General features: G+C 57.7%; 16 protein-coding genes and 2 pseudogenes. 9 read left to right on the top strand and 9 right to left on the bottom strand.

The features are described from left to right. Window positions 1-27 precede the first annotated feature (27 nt). Both cobA and BTM36_RS23345 read left to right on the top strand, forming a co-directional pair. Window positions 28-789 (top strand): uroporphyrinogen-III C-methyltransferase, encoded by a 762-nt coding sequence (gene cobA / locus BTM36_RS23350; protein ID WP_077238159.1) that lies wholly within the window; start codon window positions 28-30, stop codon window positions 787-789. Between the two features lie 136 nt (window positions 790-925). Next, on the top strand, window positions 926-1,297 hold the full coding sequence (locus tag BTM36_RS23345; protein WP_077238158.1) for a tRNA-binding protein: 372 nt from the start codon (window positions 926-928) through the stop codon (window positions 1,295-1,297). Window positions 1,298-1,388: 91 nt separating this feature from the next. On the opposite strand, the gene BTM36_RS23340 is transcribed toward BTM36_RS23345, so the two are convergent. The 3 genes from BTM36_RS23340 to lptF are packed head-to-tail and all read right to left on the bottom strand — an operon-like array spanning window position 1,389 to window position 4,071. Continuing rightward, on the bottom strand, window positions 1,389-1,760 hold the full coding sequence (locus tag BTM36_RS23340) for a sirohydrochlorin chelatase (RefSeq protein WP_077238157.1): 372 nt from the start codon (window positions 1,758-1,760) through the stop codon (window positions 1,389-1,391). A gap of 48 nt (window positions 1,761-1,808) precedes the next feature. After that, window positions 1,809-2,939 (bottom strand): LPS export ABC transporter permease LptG, encoded by a 1,131-nt coding sequence (lptG, locus tag BTM36_RS23335; protein WP_006712775.1) that lies wholly within the window; start codon window positions 2,937-2,939, stop codon window positions 1,809-1,811. A 1-nt stretch (window position 2,940) separates the two neighbouring features. Continuing rightward, entirely contained in the window at window positions 2,941-4,071 is a 1,131-nt protein-coding gene (gene lptF, locus BTM36_RS23330) for an LPS export ABC transporter permease LptF (protein WP_077238156.1), read from the bottom strand. A gap of 154 nt (window positions 4,072-4,225) precedes the next feature. On the opposite strand from lptF, the gene BTM36_RS23325 reads away from it, so the two are divergent. The 5 genes from BTM36_RS23325 to BTM36_RS23305 all read left to right on the top strand — a co-directional run bounded on the left by BTM36_RS23325 (window position 4,226) and on the right by BTM36_RS23305 (window position 9,736). Next, window positions 4,226-5,746, top strand: coding sequence for a leucyl aminopeptidase (locus BTM36_RS23325; RefSeq protein ID WP_077238155.1), 1,521 nt, complete (start codon window positions 4,226-4,228; stop codon window positions 5,744-5,746). A gap of 281 nt (window positions 5,747-6,027) precedes the next feature. Beyond that, entirely contained in the window at window positions 6,028-7,158 is a 1,131-nt protein-coding gene (locus BTM36_RS23320; protein ID WP_077238154.1) for an alkene reductase, read from the top strand. 218 nt (window positions 7,159-7,376) lie between these two features. Then, window positions 7,377-8,144 carry a MipA/OmpV family protein gene (locus BTM36_RS23315; protein WP_077238153.1) on the top strand — a complete coding sequence of 256 codons (768 nt, stop codon included), beginning with the start codon at window positions 7,377-7,379 and terminating at the stop codon, window positions 8,142-8,144. Between the two features lie 469 nt (window positions 8,145-8,613). Continuing rightward, a complete protein-coding gene (locus BTM36_RS23310; protein ID WP_006712785.1) occupies window positions 8,614-9,186 on the top strand; it encodes an FxDxF family PEP-CTERM protein in 573 nt (190 codons plus the stop codon). Between the two features lie 238 nt (window positions 9,187-9,424). Further along, window positions 9,425-9,736, top strand: coding sequence for a HigA family addiction module antitoxin (locus tag BTM36_RS23305; RefSeq protein WP_077238152.1), 312 nt, complete (start codon window positions 9,425-9,427; stop codon window positions 9,734-9,736). A gap of 96 nt (window positions 9,737-9,832) precedes the next feature. Here BTM36_RS23305 and BTM36_RS23300 read toward each other — a convergent pair. Beyond that, window positions 9,833-10,155: pseudogene (locus BTM36_RS23300) on the bottom strand (transposase); the annotation flags it as partial. A gap of 71 nt (window positions 10,156-10,226) precedes the next feature. On the opposite strand from BTM36_RS23300, the pseudogene BTM36_RS23295 reads away from it, so the two are divergent. Further along, a pseudogene (locus BTM36_RS23295) lies at window positions 10,227-10,418 on the top strand (IS3 family transposase); the annotation flags it as partial. 140 nt (window positions 10,419-10,558) lie between these two features. Here the strand turns inward: BTM36_RS23295 and BTM36_RS28065 are convergent. The 5 genes from BTM36_RS28065 to BTM36_RS23280 all read right to left on the bottom strand — a co-directional run bounded on the left by BTM36_RS28065 (window position 10,559) and on the right by BTM36_RS23280 (window position 14,493). Next, window positions 10,559-11,074 carry a hypothetical protein gene (locus BTM36_RS28065; protein WP_139347260.1) on the bottom strand — a complete coding sequence of 172 codons (516 nt, stop codon included), beginning with the start codon at window positions 11,072-11,074 and terminating at the stop codon, window positions 10,559-10,561. Window positions 11,075-11,153: 79 nt separating this feature from the next. Next, window positions 11,154-12,071 (bottom strand): hypothetical protein, encoded by a 918-nt coding sequence (locus BTM36_RS23290; RefSeq protein ID WP_139347259.1) that lies wholly within the window; start codon window positions 12,069-12,071, stop codon window positions 11,154-11,156. An 82-nt stretch (window positions 12,072-12,153) separates the two neighbouring features. Next, window positions 12,154-12,654 carry an ATP-binding protein gene (locus BTM36_RS29140; RefSeq protein ID WP_254427078.1) on the bottom strand — a complete coding sequence of 167 codons (501 nt, stop codon included), beginning with the start codon at window positions 12,652-12,654 and terminating at the stop codon, window positions 12,154-12,156. 98 nt (window positions 12,655-12,752) lie between these two features. After that, on the bottom strand, window positions 12,753-13,265 hold the full coding sequence (locus tag BTM36_RS29135) for a DUF87 domain-containing protein (RefSeq protein ID WP_254427077.1): 513 nt from the start codon (window positions 13,263-13,265) through the stop codon (window positions 12,753-12,755). 16 nt (window positions 13,266-13,281) lie between these two features. Then, window positions 13,282-14,493 (bottom strand): DUF4297 family anti-phage-associated protein, encoded by a 1,212-nt coding sequence (locus BTM36_RS23280; protein ID WP_077238149.1) that lies wholly within the window; start codon window positions 14,491-14,493, stop codon window positions 13,282-13,284. A gap of 624 nt (window positions 14,494-15,117) precedes the next feature. Between BTM36_RS23280 and BTM36_RS23275 the strand changes: the two genes are divergently transcribed. Continuing rightward, window positions 15,118-15,711 (top strand): reverse transcriptase domain-containing protein, encoded by a 594-nt coding sequence (locus BTM36_RS23275; protein WP_077238148.1) that lies wholly within the window; start codon window positions 15,118-15,120, stop codon window positions 15,709-15,711. Window positions 15,712-15,776 lie beyond the last annotated feature (65 nt).

Raw genomic sequence — 15,776 nt, 5'->3', positions numbered from 1 at the left:
TCCGCAATCGTACCTTGTACCAAGGCCATGGCCACCGAACAGGCAGCAAACTCATCCTCTTCCGACACTCCCGCACCCAGCCCGGACCATCCGGGCCAGGTGTGGCTGATCGGCTCCGGCCCCGGTGCGGCTGACCTCTTGACGGTGCGCGCCGCGCACCTGCTGGCGCAGGCCGACATCGTGCTGCACGACGCCCTGGTCACCGAAGAAATCCTGGCCCTCTGTCCGCAGGCGGTGCAGGTGTCGGTGGGCAAGCGCAGTGGCCAGCGCTCCACCGCCCAGCCGGTCATCAACCAGAAACTGGTGGAAGCCGCCCAGCAATACCGCCGTGTGGTGCGTCTCAAGGGTGGGGACCCCATGCTCTTCGGCCGCGCCGACGAGGAAATGCGGGCCCTGGAAGAACACCATATCCCCTACGAGATCGTCCCCGGCATCACCGCCGCCCTGGCCGCCGCCTCGGCCGCCAAGCGCCCGCTGACCCGGCGCGGCATCGCGCGTAGCGTGTCGCTGTTCACCTCCAGCACGGGCGTGGATGAGCCGGACGAAGTGCGTATGCCCAACGGGGATACGCTGGTGCAATACATGGGCGGGCGCGAAGCCACGGCCACCGCGCAGCGCCTGCTGGCACTGGGTCACGCGCCCGAGACCCCGGTGGTGGTAGTGGAAAACTGCAGCCGCCCCGACCAGCACATCTACCACCTGCAACTGGCCGGCCTGGAAGCCGGGCTGCAAGCCTGCAGCGGACCGGTGCTGGTGATGATCGGTCCGGCATTGGCAGACAGGGAGTAAGGAACTGCCCCCATTGATGGGCTCACCACTGACCGTTCGACCTGAGTAGCGGCAACGCCGCGTACGGCCCTGAAGGGCCGACTCAGTACGAACGGTTGTCGACTTGATTTACTACTGTTGCTGAGATCACTGTCCCATGCACCTCCTGCACGACACCAACGCCCCCGCCGCCGAAGCCATCGATTTCGACGCCTTCCTGAAGGTCGATATCCGCATCGGCACCATCATTGCGGCCGAGGCCTTCCCCGAAGCCCGCAAGCCGGCCGTCAAGCTGAAGATCGACTTCGGTCCCGGCATCGGCGTGCGCCAGAGCAGCGCCCAGATCACCGCGCATTACACGCTGGACCAGCTGGTGGGCCGGCAGGTGGCGGCGGTGGTGAATTTCCCGCCGCGCCAGATCGGCAAGTTCATGTCGGAAGTATTGACGCTGGGCTTCCCCGATGCCCAGGGCGAGGTCGTCCTCTTCAAGCCCGACCAGGCAGTGCCGAACGGCGCGCGCCTGTTCTGATCCGGCCACCGCCAGGTCAGCTGCCCCAAAAGAAGATGGCCCGTCATCATGACGGGCCATCTTCTTTTTGTACTGCCGGGGGGCGAACTGCTCAGCTCTGCAAGGTCCCGATGCAATAGGCGGCAATCGCCTGCAACACGGCCTCATCCTCACCCACCGCCGGCACGGTGCGAATCTCCACCTCCGGGTGGGCCTGGCGCAACTGCTCCAGCAATTGCGGCAGGTCGCGACGTACATGACCGCCCTGCCCCAGGAATACCGGAATCACCGTCACGCGCCGGCTGCCGGCCGCCACCTGCTGCGCCACCACGCTGGGCAGGTCGGGCTGCATCAGTTCCAGGAAGGCCAGCTCCACGCCGACGGCCGGCATGGCGGCGCGGGTCAGCGCGCGCAGACGTTCGAAGGGTGCGGCCCAGGCCGGGTCGCGAGCGCCATGGGCGAAGAGGATCAGGCTTTGTTGCATAAGGACATCGGTTCAGGTTGGGACAGGATCAGCTGGGTTCAACTGAGATCAGGTGCGTTCCACCCACCACAGTGCGCCGATCGCCAGCGCCATGAACAGCAGACTGGGGAGCGCCGCCGTGACGAAGGCCGGCCAGGTATTGAGCAGGCCCAGGTGCGAAAAGAGGCTGTTGATCAACTGGAAGCACACCCCGATCATGATGCCGGTGAATATCTTCAGGCTCACGCCACCAGCGCGGAAGTGCAGATAGGCGAAGGGCAGCGCCAGCGCCATCATCACGAAGATGGACAGCGGGTAGACGATCTTCTTCCAGAAGGCGATTTCATAGCGGTCGGTGCGCTGGTTGTTGGCTTCCAGGTGCTTGGTGTAGGCCAGCAGGTCATAGGCCGACATGCGGTCCGGGTCGGCGAACAGCACCGACAGGATTTCCGGCGTCACCTCCGAGACCAGCTTCATCTGCGCCGTCTTCACGGTCTTGACCGGCTCGGTGATCTTGCGGTCACGGCCGCCGGTGAAATCGGATTGCACCACCTCATTGAGCACCCACTGGTGATTGCCCTCGTACAGGCCGGACTTGGCGGTGATCATGCGGGCCATGTGGAAGTCGGTATCGAGCTCGTAGAGCTTGACGCCCTCGATGCGGCCATCCGGCTGCACGGTCTGGATGTTGATGAAGCGGCTGCCAGTAACATTGCCTTCCAGGCCCTTGTCCTTGATCACGTCCTTGGCCCACATGCCCGAGCGGAACTGCGAGGACATCGACGCCCCCTGCGCCTGCAACTTGAGCTTCTCGGCCCACTCGCTGGCCTTGGGCGCAATCAGCTCGCCGAAGACGATGGTCAGCACCGCAAAACCGACGCCGATGCGCAGCAGCACCTTGGCCGCCATGCCGGTGGACATGCTGGAGACCCGCATGATGGTGAATTCGGAGCGCGCCGCCAGTTGCGACAAGGTATAGATGGTGCCGATCAGCACGGCCGTGGGCATCAGTTCATAGACGTTGCCGGGCAAGCCCATGAGCACGTAGAACACCGCCTCCTGCAGCTTGTAGCCATTGCGGCCGACCTGCTCCAGCTGGCCCATCATTTCGAAGAAGGCGAACAGCGCCAGGAAGGCCGCCAGGGCGAACAGCACCGAGCGCGTGATCTCGGAGGTGAAGTAACGTTGGATGACTCTCATCTCAGGCCTCGCGCTGGAACGTCATGGCGCGGCGTATACGGCTCCACAACCGGGATGGGTGACAGGGGTGGTTGATGTTGAGTCGCAGCACGAACATGCCCACGATCAGTGCCGCCACGATCACGTGCACCGGCCACCAGGCCATCATGAAACTGGTGCGCTGCTGCGCCACCGAGGCCTGGAACACGCTCACCGTATTGCTGTACACCACGAACAGCAGCAACGCCACCAGCAGCCCCAGGGAACGGCCGGCACGCGGGTTCACGAAGGACAGCGGAATGGCCAGCAGCATCAGGGCCAGTGCCATCAGCGGCAAGGCGATACGCCACAGCAGTTCGCCGCGCGCATAGCCGTCGCTCTTGGCTACCAGTTCCCCCATCTGCAGCGCCCGGGCCGAACGCTCACCGGCGGCCGCCTGCGACTGGTTGCCGATCAGCAGGCCATAGCGTTCGAAGTCGACGATCTGGAAATCCGGCAGGCTGGGCGAACCGTCATAGCGGCGGCCCTTGTTCATGACCACGAACTTCTCGCCATCGGGATCGATGACGGTCTCGCCTTCCTTGGCCACCACCACGCTGTTCTTGCCGTCGGCATTGATGGTGTTGACGAAGATGTTGCGCACCTTGGAGGCATCGCCGGAAATGCCTTCGACGAAGAAGATGCGGTTGGCCGCGGCCGATTCCTGGAACTTGCCGGGGGAGACGCGGGCGATGTCCTCGCGCTGCTCGAAGCGGCTGCGGTATTCGCTGCTCTGTTCATTGGCCCAGGGCGTGACCACGAAGGACAGCGTCGCCACCAGGGCCACGATGGGCCAGCCGAATTTCAGTATCGGCACGATCCAGCGCGTGAGCGACAGACCGCAGGCGAACCAGACAACGATCTCGGAATCCTGGTAGCTGCGCGTCATCACCAGCAAGACCGAGATGAAGCCGGTCAGGATGAGGATGATGGGCATGTAATTCAGGGACTGGAAGCCGATCAGGGCGATCACGTCCTGCGAAGCCACCTGGCCGCCGGCCGCCTGGCCGAGGATCTTGATCAGCATCACGGTCAGCGTGATGGTAAACAGCGTCGTGAAGACCCCACCTGCGGTGCTGGTCAGTTCGCGACGCAGAGCGCGCTGGAAAATCATGGGAATGCTGGAATTGTCTCTGGTATCGGGGTCAATGAATCGGTGGCCTGGCCCTGCGACGCATCCGGCACTGGCCGGGCTGGCGCGAACTCACGCGCGCGTGGCGTCGAAATGGGCTCTATAATCGCCAGGTAATTCATACAAAGGACGAACGATGGACTTTAGCACAAAAACATTGGACGCAAAAAACGCCGTGACCGCCGTCAAGACCGGCGCGCTGGTCGTTGGCATCTATGAAAACCGCAAGCTGTCCAAGGCAGCCGGGGCGCTGGACAAGCTGGGCGCGATCAGCGCCGCGCTGAAGTCGGGCGACATTTCCGGCAAGCCGGGCTCGACCCTGCTGCTGCGCGGCGTCACCGGCATCGCCGCCGAACGCATCGTGCTGCTGGGCCTGGGCGCCGAGGAAGAGATCGCCGACAAGAGCTTTGCCGCCGCCAGCGCCGGCCTGGTGCGCTGCCTGGCCACCCTGGGCTGCGACGACGCTGCCCTGGCCCTGCCCTTCGATGGCATCAAGGGCCGCGACCTGGCCTGGGCCATCCGCAACGTGGTGCTGGCCGGCCGCGATGCGATCTATCGTTCCGACACCCTGAAGAGCAAGAAGGACCCCGCTCCCACCGGCGTCAAGAAGATCACCCTGCTGGTGAACGCCGCCGACGGCGTGACCGCCAAGACCGCCCTGGGCGAAGCCGTGGCCCTGGCCAACGGTATGGCGCTGACCAAGGAACTGGGCAACCTGCCCGGCAACGTCTGCACCCCGACCTACCTGGCCAATACCGCCAAGAAGCTGGCCAAGGAATTCAAGCTGGGCGTGGAAGTGCTGGATCGCAAGCAGCTGGAAGCCCTCAAGATGGGCAGCTTCCTGTCGGTCACCAACGGCAGCGACCAGCCGCCCAAGTTCATCGTATTGAAGCACCTGGGCGGCAAGTCCAAGGACGCCCCGGTGGTGCTGGTGGGCAAGGGCATCACCTTCGACACCGGCGGCATTTCGCTCAAGCCGGGCCTGAACATGGACGAGATGAAGTACGACATGTGCGGCGCCGCCTCCGTACTGGGAACCTTCCGCACCATCGCCGAACTGGGCTTGAAGCTCAATGTCATCGGCGTCATCCCGACCTGCGAAAACATGCCCTCCGGCCGCGCCACCAAGCCGGGCGACATCGTCACCTCGATGTCCGGCCAGACCATCGAAGTGCTCAACACCGACGCCGAAGGCCGCCTGATCCTGTGCGACGCCCTGACCTACGTGGAACGCTTCAAGCCGGCCGCCGTGATCGACATCGCCACCCTGACCGGCGCCTGCGTGGTCGCCCTGGGCCATCACAACACGGGCCTGTTCACCCGTGAAGACGAGGCCCACGACCAGCTGGCCAACGGCCTGCTGGCCGCCGGCCGCGACAGCGGCGACACCGCCTGGCGCATGCCGATCCAGGACGTCTACCAGGAGCAGTTGAAGTCCAACTTCGCCGATATCGCCAACATCGGCGGCCAGCCCGCCGGCAGCGTCACCGCCGCCTGCTTCCTGGAGCGCTTCACCCGCAAGTACACCTGGGCGCACCTGGACATCGCCGGCACCGCCTGGAAGAGCGGCGCCGCCAAGGGTGCCACCGGCCGCCCGGTGCCGCTGCTGACCACCTGGCTGCTCGGCCAGGCGCGCGCCCGCTCGGCACGCGGCTAAGGCACACCGCTCAGGCACACCGCTCAGGCAGGGCCAAGGCAGGAGCTGGCCCCTGCTCGCGCAGCAACCGCAGTACCCGCCACCGCGCAAGCGGTGGTTTTTTTTCGTCCCCGCATCGCGAATTGCCACCCGACAAGATCCAGGCAGATGCCCGACCGGCAGCAAGCAAAGCGCTTCCCGTCTAGACTGTTGATCCATTTCCGGAACGCCGCCGATCCGCCGTGGTCGGTAACAGGGTCGACCACTGTCGCCCCCTTCAATGCCAACAAGAAAGGAACAGCATGACCAACGCCAATACCAGTGCCAATGCCAATGCCAACGTCCACGCCAGCAGTGACCTCTTCAAGCCCATGCAGCTGGGCGCGGTGCAACTACAGAACCGCATCGTCATGGCCCCGCTCACACGCAGCCGCGCCCAGGCTGGCGATGTCCCCACGCCACTGGCGGCCGAATACTACGCCCAGCGCGCCAGCGCCGGCCTGATCATCGCCGAGGCCACGCAGATCTCGCCGCAGGGCAAGGGCTACGCCTGGACCCCTGGCATCTACGATCAGGCCCAGGTAGCCGGCTGGAAGAAGATCACCGATGCCGTGCACGCCAAGGGCGGCCGCATCTTCCTGCAGCTGTGGCACGTGGGCCGCATCTCCCACCCCGACCTGCAACCGGGCCATGCCCTGCCGGTAGCCCCCTCGGCCGTCAAGCCCGAAGGCAATGCCTTCACCGAAACCGGCTTCAAGCCCTTCGTCGAACCGCGCGCGCTGGAACTCTCTGAATTGCCCGCCCTCGTCGAGCAATACAAGACCGCCGCCCAGCTCTCCATGCAGGCCGGCTTTGACGGCGTGGAAATCCACGCGGCCAACGGCTACCTGCTGGACCAGTTCCTGCGCGACAAGACCAACCAGCGCACCGACGCCTATGGCGGCAGCATCGAAAACCGCGCCCGCCTGCTGCTGGAAGTGGTGGCCGCCGTCACCTCGGTGGTGCCCAGCGAACGCGTGGGCATCCGCCTGTCCCCGATCAGCCCGGCCAACGACATTGCCGACAGCGATCCCAAGGCCCTCTTCAGCTACGTGGTGCAGCAGCTGAACCGCTACAAGCTGGTCTACCTGCACGTGGTGGAGGGCGCGACCGGCGGCCCGCGCGAAGTGGCCGGCGGCTTCGACCTGCAGGTACTGCGCGACCTCTTCCAGGGCATCTACATCGCCAACAACGGCTATGACCTGGAAATGGCCGCCAAGGCGCGCCAAGGCAACCGGGCCGACCTGGTGGCCTTCGGCCGCCCCTTCATCGCCAACCCCGACCTGGTGGAACGCTTCAAGGCCGGGGCTGCACTGGCCGACTTCAACCAGGCCACGCTGTATGGTGGCGGCGCCGAAGGCTATACGGACTATCCGACCTTGCAAGCGTCCTGAGGCTTCGTCGCTGACGAAGGCTGAAGAAGGCTCAACACGCGCCGACAATGGCCTGCCGCAATGGCAGGCCATTGTTCGTCGTTGTTCATCGTTGTTCATTGCCACGTTGCCCCGGCTGTGGCTGACCGACCGCATCCGGCCAGCGCCATGGCACACAAGCCGGCGCAGCGCCCTGGCGACCGCTACAATGCCATCTGCCCCCATCACCACTGCCCATCATGAAAACAATATTCGCCACCCTCACCCTGGCCTGCTGCGCCCTGCCCGCCCTGGCCCAGCAAGCCGATACCGGCAACGGCAACGCCGATCCACTGCAACTGCACGACCGCATCACCGGTGACCTCGGTGCCGGCGTCTACCGGCTCGAACGCAACGGCCTCGACCGCAGTGCCCGCAACACGGTCCTGCCCTACGCCTACTTCGACTATGGGCGCTTCTTCGCCCGGCTCGATACCTTCGGCATCAAGACCGCGCGCATGGGCTACGGCTACCTGGAGCTGGCCGGACGCGTGGACCTGCAAGGCTTCGATGCCGACCGCGGCCTGCAACGTCGTTCCGATCCCATCCCTCTGGGCCTGGGCACCTACCAGGAAACCCCGTTCGGGGCCTTCTTCCTCAACGTCTTCCGTGACTTCAACAAGTCTCATGGCACCCTGGCGGAAGCCATCTATGCCGCCCAGTTCGATATCGGACCGGTGAGCTTCTACCCGCAGCTCGGCGTCGAATATCGCAGCGCCAGCTACAACGATTACTTCTTCGGCGTCTCCGCCAGCGAATCCGCCGCCAGCGGCGTGCGTCAGTACCGTGCCGGCGCGTCCACCAGTCCCACCCTGGGACTGGCAGCCGATGTACCCCTCACCGGCGACTGGCACCTGAACCTCCACTGGCGTCGCAAGTGGCTCGACAACAGCGTCAGCGACAGCCCGCTGGTACGCCGCCACACCGACGACACCGCCATCGTGGCGGTGAGCTACCGCTTCAAGTAATTCAAGTAATCCCTCCTCCTCTGGCTCTGCAGGATCGCGACGACCACTGCAGAGCTTGCCTCTACGGATGAGCTTCATCGAGCTCATCCGCATCGACAAGTCAGATTTCCTGACGCATTCCCACCGTAAATTTCCAGCCCACGGGAATGCCTTGGTGCTCGAGAAAAACTTAGTTTCCGCATCCAAACAAATCCGTACGGAAATTTAAGCTCATCGTCGGAAACCCTTTACCAGAGCGACTTCCAGGATTCCTACAGCGCAACACCGGTTACCGGTAAAACGTAATATTTAGTTGTAATAGTTAGTAATTTTCTATTATTCTCTGCACGTCCCGTCGAACAAAAATCACAAACTGGGACGCCCCCGCGTCGACCTCGCCAACATCAACAATAAAACCCGTCGACGTAAAAATCCCCCTTGCAGTGCTTTCAAAATCAACCAATCAATCGAACCCGAAAGAGGTATCCCAATGAAAAAGCTGTTGAGCAGTTTCCTGATCGCGTCCGCCTTCGTCGCCATGGCATCCTCGGCCAGCGCCGCCGATCTGGAACGCACGCGCGAACTGGTCTGGACCGACGCCACGTCGACCTTCAGCGCCCGCTATGGCGATGGCACCACCGGCCAGAGCTTCCTGGAAAACTTCACCTTCAACGTCGGCGGTGCTGGCACTGCGGTGTCGTCGGCCCTGGTCTCGATCGCACTGGATGGCCTCTCCCGCGTGGGCATCAGCAGCTTTACGCTCAGCGGCAACGGCCAGACCTACACCGGCACCCAGCTCTCCAGCGGTGACCTGCAGACCTTCAGCCTGCGCACCAACGGCCTGACCAGCGGCCTGTACACCCTGTCGGTGGCCGGCACCGTGCTGGGTTCGGCTGGCGGCAGCTTCGCCGGCAACATCAGCGTGGCACCGGTACCGGAAGCCTCCACCACCGCCATGATGATCGGCGGCCTGGGCCTGGTCGGCTTCGCCGCCTATCGTCGCCGCCGCAAAGCCGGTGACGACGGCGCGCAGATGACCAGCGCGCAGATGATGCCGGCTTGATCGTCGCCTCATTCTGATCGTTGAAAAGTGCAAGGGGAACGGCCGCGAGGCCGTTCCCCTTATCATGTCGTCCTGTAGGGACGTTCTGCCACTTGCCCACTTGCACGTCTGCTCAGTAGGCAATTCGGCCATTGGGTGAAACGTCGCCAACTGCCCTGATTTGTGGTTTTATTCAGATCCATGTACACATTCTGCGTACGTAATTAAAAAACCTAATTACCACTGAGATGGAAACATCATGAATGCACCAGTCAACGGAATGCGCCCCATCCATCCGGGCGAAATACTGCGGGAAGAATTTTTAGCTGAACTGAACATGAGCGGCAACGCGCTGGCCAAAGCACTGCGCGTTGATGCGCCTCGTATTTCTGCGATCCTGCGGGAGGAGCGCGCTGTAACTGTTGATACAGCATTGCGCCTGGCCCGTTTCTTTGGCGGAGATGCCCAGTCCTGGCTCAATCTACAATTGGCTTACGATCTCAAGATGGCTGAAATTGAGCTTGCCGGACGTATTGCCGAAGAGGTTAAGCCATTCGCTCACGTCGCGTGAGCGACGTCGCAATATCACTCCATCCGGGGCATTATTTCGACAATGCTGTGAAATCTTGTGGCATGAATGCAGGGTTAATTGCATTCGACTGGAGACTCGATTCGCAATGCCTCGCTCAATTGCGTAAAACGCAGCAATTCGACGCGCCGGTGCGCTCACCATTTTTTTAACGATATTTCCTTCATTACCTCGATCTCCAGGTCACGTTCAGCCAGTAGCTTCTTCAGCCGGGCGTTCTCCTGCTCCAAGGTCTTCAGGTTCTTTACATCGCTCACATCCATTTCACCAAATCGCTTGCGCCAGCCATAAATGCTTTGCTCGCTCACTCCGTGGCGTTTGGCCACCTCCGCGACTGGCGCCTTATCGGCTTCACGCAGTATCCGCACAATTTGCTCATCGCTGTATCGACTCTTTTTCATGGCTTCCTTTCTGATTGGAAGCTATCTTCTCAAATTTTCAGCGGTCCGAAAATTCCGGGGCAGGTCACTAGGACAACGCCGCCATGGAGAGTCTCTTCTCCACGCTCAAGACTGAGCGCCTGAGCAAAAAACATTACCGCACAAGAGATGACTTACGTGCTGATGTGTTCGACTACACAGAGAGGTTTTACCATCCACGTCGGCGCCATTTCACCCTCGGCTATCTCAGCCCAGCACAGTTTGAAAATCTAAAAAGCGCCTAGCTGAAGTGTCCGTGACACTGGGGGAAGGTCATTCAGAGTCGGCGGCTCCTTCTGCGGAAGAGGCTTTCCCCAAGGTATTTGTTGGTCCATTATCTATTTCTCTTCATTCGGATAACCAAATGACTGTACTGGCAGGTAATCTAGCGTTTGAGTGTCGTATTTCCTCGGACTTGTTGTGCCGGTTCGCAAATGACCCCTGGAGGTTTTAGCGTGGAGCTGATGACGGCTGCCGATATCGAAGCGACTGCGGCCAGAACGGCAATCGTGATTGGGATAATAACTGTCTTCCAAGATTCGTTTCTCTGCATCTCCTTGGCGTGAAGGTCAATGGCCAGTTGCATTAGTTGGGCTGTATTTTCGGTGGATAAAAGTGGACGAACTTCATCACCATCTTCGCGTTCAACTATCTCTTGGACGTTTCTCGCAACAAGTGAAACATGTGCTTGCTTCCGCTCCGCCAGTCTTACTCGAAAAAACTCGCGGTGCTGACTGCCTACTTCAACCCAGCTCGCCGCACTGGTTGGGGCGCCTTGCAGTTCGCTAATGAGACCGTCTTCGCTTCGCCGCGTTTTTGGTGATAGCGCAAGAACCTGAATTAGCGCTAAAACATCGGGAAGTCGCCCATCAATCAAGTAACGTTGTTTGTTATTTTTCATAATTGCCGTCAAGTCTAAGAGGCCTAGCGCCCGGTCGTGGATATCATCTGCTTGGTTGTTGGATCGGCCAGTTCTTTGCTTAGGCGCTCTCTGGGACTCCTTGGTCTGGGTCGGGAGAGCGTATCCGTTTCGCCTCATTACTTTTCTGCGCCTGCTCTTTTGCTTCAGCCGTACTGCCATTTGACCATGTGGAGTTCAGTGATATTGGATCCAAAACTGATTTGATAGTCGCACATTCGTAATCAAGGAGCGGTCGGCCGGCCATGAACAACCTCCCCTCATCGATGTTAGGCCAGAAGATGCCGACGTCCGCCGAGTTCATGAACTGGTAGATCTTAACGGCTTGCGGAGCACCACCGATGCTTTCATTGGAATCTGCATTCTGAAGCAAATCGCGGATCACTTCAAACGGCTCTAGATTGAACTTTGCAGAAGGAGGCTGGCGCATATCTAGGCCATATCGTTGTTGAACGAGCGTTTTTAGGTTCGCACGCATAGTGGTAATCCATTCCGTATCGCCTGCGATTTCTACTTTTCCTAGTCCTCCTAATTTGTTACTTCCCACACGCTCGTCTGATCTAAATGTGTTTGATGTTTCGTCAAATTCAATGCGCCAGATCCTAAATTCCTTATTCCACCAGTCATAACCACCGAACAGGAAAGTGACGTCTGGAACGTTCTCTCCATGGACGAAGTTGTGTACCTCGCGCTGCATTTGGTTCAGGATGTTCACTATATGCGACTTGAATTTTGATAATCCTAAAGCTCGCGTTTGTGATGGCAAATGAAGGTCCGCTGCATTGATCGCAGCTACTATCATCGGATAGGCCCAATCAGTTCCACCTGCAAAGCAAATCGCGGCGTCCGAACGTGCGAAGCGAAAAGTCTTTTGGCAATGGTCGAATCGTTTTCCGTTGCTTAAGCGGCTATCAGAGCAAAAGACCAATTCTTCTGCGCCGCTCTCGAGCGTACGCACCCATGCGGCTGCAATCGTCATTTGGATGTCTCGTTCTCTTCGGAAGGAAATATGGCCGGCGAATTTTTTCGCCAGACTTCTGCACGAACACGGTTCGTAGGACCTACTTGTACCACTCAGCCTTGATCGCCTCGAAGTCCATTTCCTTCCATTCCTCTTTCCATAGCTGCCAGTACGGGATGTCGTTAGAGGATGGGGCATCAGTGCATGGATCGATCTGAACGATTGACGGCAGGATGATGGATTCTCCGACTAACAAGGCTTCACCTTGCCGGAATGACGTCATCTTGTCGATTAGAGAGCCGAGCGAGTCAGGAAGAAGCTTCTTCACATAACCTTGGTCGGTCGGATTAGTGAGGCGCATTGCAATGAAGTTGCTGCATTGGGAAAAGATCGTTTCAGATATCTCGGATGGCCGCTGGCTCGCCAGCAACAAAGTGACACCATACTTCCGGCCTTCCTTCGCGATCCGTTCAATGGAGGCTTTGGACGAGCGGTACTTAGACAGCTCACTGTTTGGAACATACTTGTGTGCCTCTTCATAGACCAGCAGGATTGGGACGTCGTTATTGATTTTTTCGTTAGGATCCTTGGCGCAGCGCATGCGTTTATAGATGTATCCATGTTCGAAAACGAGGCGCGAAATGAGCGAGACTGTGATGCTTAGTACCTCGAACGGAACCCCGCTCAGATCAATGACAGTTACATTTGACCTGCCTTTCGGTGGATATGCGATTTTCCGGAGCCGGTAGAACCGACCACTGCGATGTGCTTGTTAAAGAACTTGTTTCCATTGACAGGCACCGGAACACCCTTGTTCGACGTCAGCGTTGCAAAGCGAAATCTCTCCGCCTCAAGGACAGAGTCGTCATAAATTTTTTTGATGTCTGCGATCGTTGCGGGCTGAACTTCCTTCGGGGGAATCGCGAGTGAGTCTCCGCCGCGTTCGAATTTTCCGTCCCTTAGTATGCCCAGCGGGAAGGCTTCGATGATGTGCTCTCGCTTTCCGTCCGCGCTGACGGCGATTTGAAAGTTTTCGATAATGGCTATGAGGACCGCATTCTCATTGTCAGCTATCTTCACATATGAGCCGACCTTCAGCGATTCTTCCGCTATCTTGAAGTCTTCGAGGTCTTCCACGACAATACGCACCTTGTCGGGGAAGACCGCGATTACCTGGGCGTTGATTTGTTCTTCTTCCTTTTCGTGTGCCATGCTAATGCGCCTATGGTTAGATTATTGATTTGACGTCCGAGAGTCGTTCAATCTGAATTTTGATGTGTCGAACTTCCGGCTTGTCGTAGGCGTAGTAGCTATCGCCCAGATAGAACTGGTAAATGCGCCGGGTCTTGGTAACCGCATCCACGGTTTGCTCTACGTTGGGAAGCGTATTGAGGAATTTGATTTTTATCCCGTTGCCATGTGTGGCTTTTTGCATGACAGAATGGAGACTGAAGTCTGCACCCTGGAATTCGTGGCCATCTATGAGCTTAAACCCTTCGGTGCTGAGCTCCCTCTTCAGCGCGAGAAGTTCACTGTCAGGTACCCCGTGGACATAAATATATGGGCAGAAGGGAGAGGGCTCTCGAGCGGACAGTTTTGCCCATTTCTTGGATATCTCGAAGACTAGGTCCTTGAGGTCGCTTCGATCGTAGGAGTTCGCGTCTGCTTCTACTAGAAAGAAACGTTCGAACGGAGACACATTTAGCTCCGTGAAATATTCTTTGCGAAGTGCGGCCAGATGGACCTTCTTGCCCTTCTTCTCGACGAACCACTCGTTAAACAGAACGGCGGATGTATTGATCCTCGCCAGGAAATCCTTCTTCGTGATTGTCCGTTCCGTTGGATCCGCTTTGATTGAGAGCGTGCGAATAAGCGCTAGCGCGTTGTTATAGTAGAAGTATTCGGCAGAGAATTGAGTACCTCCAAATATAGCTCGGAGGGCTCCGACTATGTCGCGAAACTGTTCATCGAATGCCTGCGATCTAACGTTGACAGTTAGGCGCTTCAAAAACTCCTCAAGTTCGCCATCGGAAAGACCTAAGTCTAAGTGATGGTAGTGGGTGATTTTTTCCTTCGTGTAAGTCAAGAAGTGCTTCTTCAGGAAATCAACGTCGATACCACCATCCAGTTTTTCCTGACCAGAGGCATAGTGGCCCTTTATGGAATACGAGACTTTTGGCTTCGTTCCTGTCAAGTTTTCCTTGAAATGAGACACCATGTGTTTTATAGCGTCTTTGATGACGGAGTGGTTGTATTCGGTCTTCGCGTAATACTTGCACTGCGTGGCCGTAAGTTCAGTTGCAGTCCGAATATCCACATCCTCGATGCACTCTATCTCAACAGTGTCGTTCGGCGACGTCAGTCGCAAAATACTGAGAATTGATAGATCGAATTGGTAGAAATAACCTCTTATAGTGTCAACTGCACTTCTGTCTGTCATGGCATGTCCAGTTATATATTTTCTTGATTTGCATGCATCTGCAATTAGCCGCCATTTCCCTATGGCCTTTGGGTTATCACTAACAGTTTGTCGACAATTCTACTTGTAAATAGCTTAACTAAAAAGTAAGTAGCTCATCTACGAAGAGACGATGTGAGCACTTAAGGGTGCTAGAGCCTAGACGCACAGCCTGAACACACTTTAATCGAGAAAATTAGGTTGTATTCAGAAATCTATTGATCGCCAATGTATTGCAACAAACGTTGTGTCGGACCATGTCTATAAGCGGGGTCTTGTATTGAAGCTGCGATGGTAGATTTGCCGCCGGACAAGATGCGACGTGACGCTAGCGCGATATATTCAGGCCCGTTGCAAGAAATGAAAATTCTCGGTCACAAACAACGAAGTTGAATGCTCGCTAGTATTTGCGGGGCTTCACAGGATATTTGCAAAGAGTTATCATCTTGTCGCCTTGTAGACAGAGTTTGTGCCACGTATCGTGGCATTTGGAAGTAATGTTAGGACCTATGCTCCCTCCATATAGCCCCATGAAGTCGACTAGGAGGGTATGCCGTAATCGCAATAGAGTGTCTACAAGGCTCTCTTCGAGCGTTGCCTAAAAAAATGACAATACCTGATTCCACGCTCCCCCTTCTTAAAGCAGCAAATTCTCGCGCCGACTTGGCCAGAATTCTGGAAATTAAGCATAAAGATTTAACTTATCTTCTTTATGTGAAAGGGGAGGCGAGCAACTACAAGAGTTTTTTAATCCCTAAAAAGCGTGGTGGGACAAGGGCAATTCATGCGCCAATTGACGAGGTGCGATCGTTGCAGCGCAAGTTAGCTGATACGCTGGAAAAATGCATGGTGGAAATAGCCCTAAGCAATAAGGCTAAGGCAAACTCAGCTTCACATGGGTTCCGTGTCGGCAAAAGCATTTTGACAAACGCTGCAGTTCACCGAAATAGGCTTTATGTTTTAAATATCGACTTGAAAGATTTCTTCCCGAGCATAACGGGAAGGCGAATTCGAGGTTTCCTAATCAAAGACCGCGACTTCAATCTGCATAAAGATGTCGCTACAGCCATCGCTCATATCGCATGCTTTGATAACTGTCTCCCCCAAGGCAGCCCCTGTTCACCAGTTCTTTCGAATTTAATTGCCGGCGTTCTTGATTTGCATTTAGCGCTTCTGGCCAAGCGATGTGGCTTGGAATAGCCCCTTGAATCTCAGGACACGAAGACTCTCTTAAAATAGAGGATAGTCTTATGACCAGTTTTACG

The organism is Herbaspirillum sp. VT-16-41 (genome assembly GCF_001994935.1).
Lineage (GTDB): Bacteria > Pseudomonadota > Gammaproteobacteria > Burkholderiales > Burkholderiaceae_D > Herbaspirillum > Herbaspirillum frisingense.
The sequence above is the reverse complement of the archived record's forward strand: the minus strand, read 5'-3'. Positions and strand labels throughout refer to the sequence as shown.

What these genes read in the sequence shown, in the direction of transcription:
- cobA (WP_077238159.1), top strand. Translation starts at nt 28, where the DNA reads ATGGCCACCGAACAGGCAGCAAACTCATCCTCTTCCGACACTCCCGCA.
- BTM36_RS23345 (WP_077238158.1), top strand. Translation starts at nt 926, where the DNA reads ATGCACCTCCTGCACGACACCAACGCCCCCGCCGCCGAAGCCATCGAT.
- BTM36_RS23340 (WP_077238157.1), bottom strand. Translation starts at nt 1,760, where the DNA reads ATGCAACAAAGCCTGATCCTCTTCGCCCATGGCGCTCGCGACCCGGCC.
- lptG (WP_006712775.1), bottom strand. Translation starts at nt 2,939, where the DNA reads ATGAGAGTCATCCAACGTTACTTCACCTCCGAGATCACGCGCTCGGTG.
- lptF (WP_077238156.1), bottom strand. Translation starts at nt 4,071, where the DNA reads ATGATTTTCCAGCGCGCTCTGCGTCGCGAACTGACCAGCACCGCAGGT.
- BTM36_RS23325 (WP_077238155.1), top strand. Translation starts at nt 4,226, where the DNA reads ATGGACTTTAGCACAAAAACATTGGACGCAAAAAACGCCGTGACCGCC.
- BTM36_RS23320 (WP_077238154.1), top strand. Translation starts at nt 6,028, where the DNA reads ATGACCAACGCCAATACCAGTGCCAATGCCAATGCCAACGTCCACGCC.
- BTM36_RS23315 (WP_077238153.1), top strand. Translation starts at nt 7,377, where the DNA reads ATGAAAACAATATTCGCCACCCTCACCCTGGCCTGCTGCGCCCTGCCC.
- BTM36_RS23310 (WP_006712785.1), top strand. Translation starts at nt 8,614, where the DNA reads ATGAAAAAGCTGTTGAGCAGTTTCCTGATCGCGTCCGCCTTCGTCGCC.
- BTM36_RS23305 (WP_077238152.1), top strand. Translation starts at nt 9,425, where the DNA reads ATGAATGCACCAGTCAACGGAATGCGCCCCATCCATCCGGGCGAAATA.
- BTM36_RS28065 (WP_139347260.1), bottom strand. Translation starts at nt 11,074, where the DNA reads ATGAAAAATAACAAACAACGTTACTTGATTGATGGGCGACTTCCCGAT.
- BTM36_RS23290 (WP_139347259.1), bottom strand. Translation starts at nt 12,071, where the DNA reads ATGACGATTGCAGCCGCATGGGTGCGTACGCTCGAGAGCGGCGCAGAA.
- BTM36_RS29140 (WP_254427078.1), bottom strand. Translation starts at nt 12,654, where the DNA reads ATGCGCTGCGCCAAGGATCCTAACGAAAAAATCAATAACGACGTCCCA.
- BTM36_RS29135 (WP_254427077.1), bottom strand. Translation starts at nt 13,265, where the DNA reads ATGGCACACGAAAAGGAAGAAGAACAAATCAACGCCCAGGTAATCGCG.
- BTM36_RS23280 (WP_077238149.1), bottom strand. Translation starts at nt 14,493, where the DNA reads ATGACAGACAGAAGTGCAGTTGACACTATAAGAGGTTATTTCTACCAA.
- BTM36_RS23275 (WP_077238148.1), top strand. Translation starts at nt 15,118, where the DNA reads ATGACAATACCTGATTCCACGCTCCCCCTTCTTAAAGCAGCAAATTCT.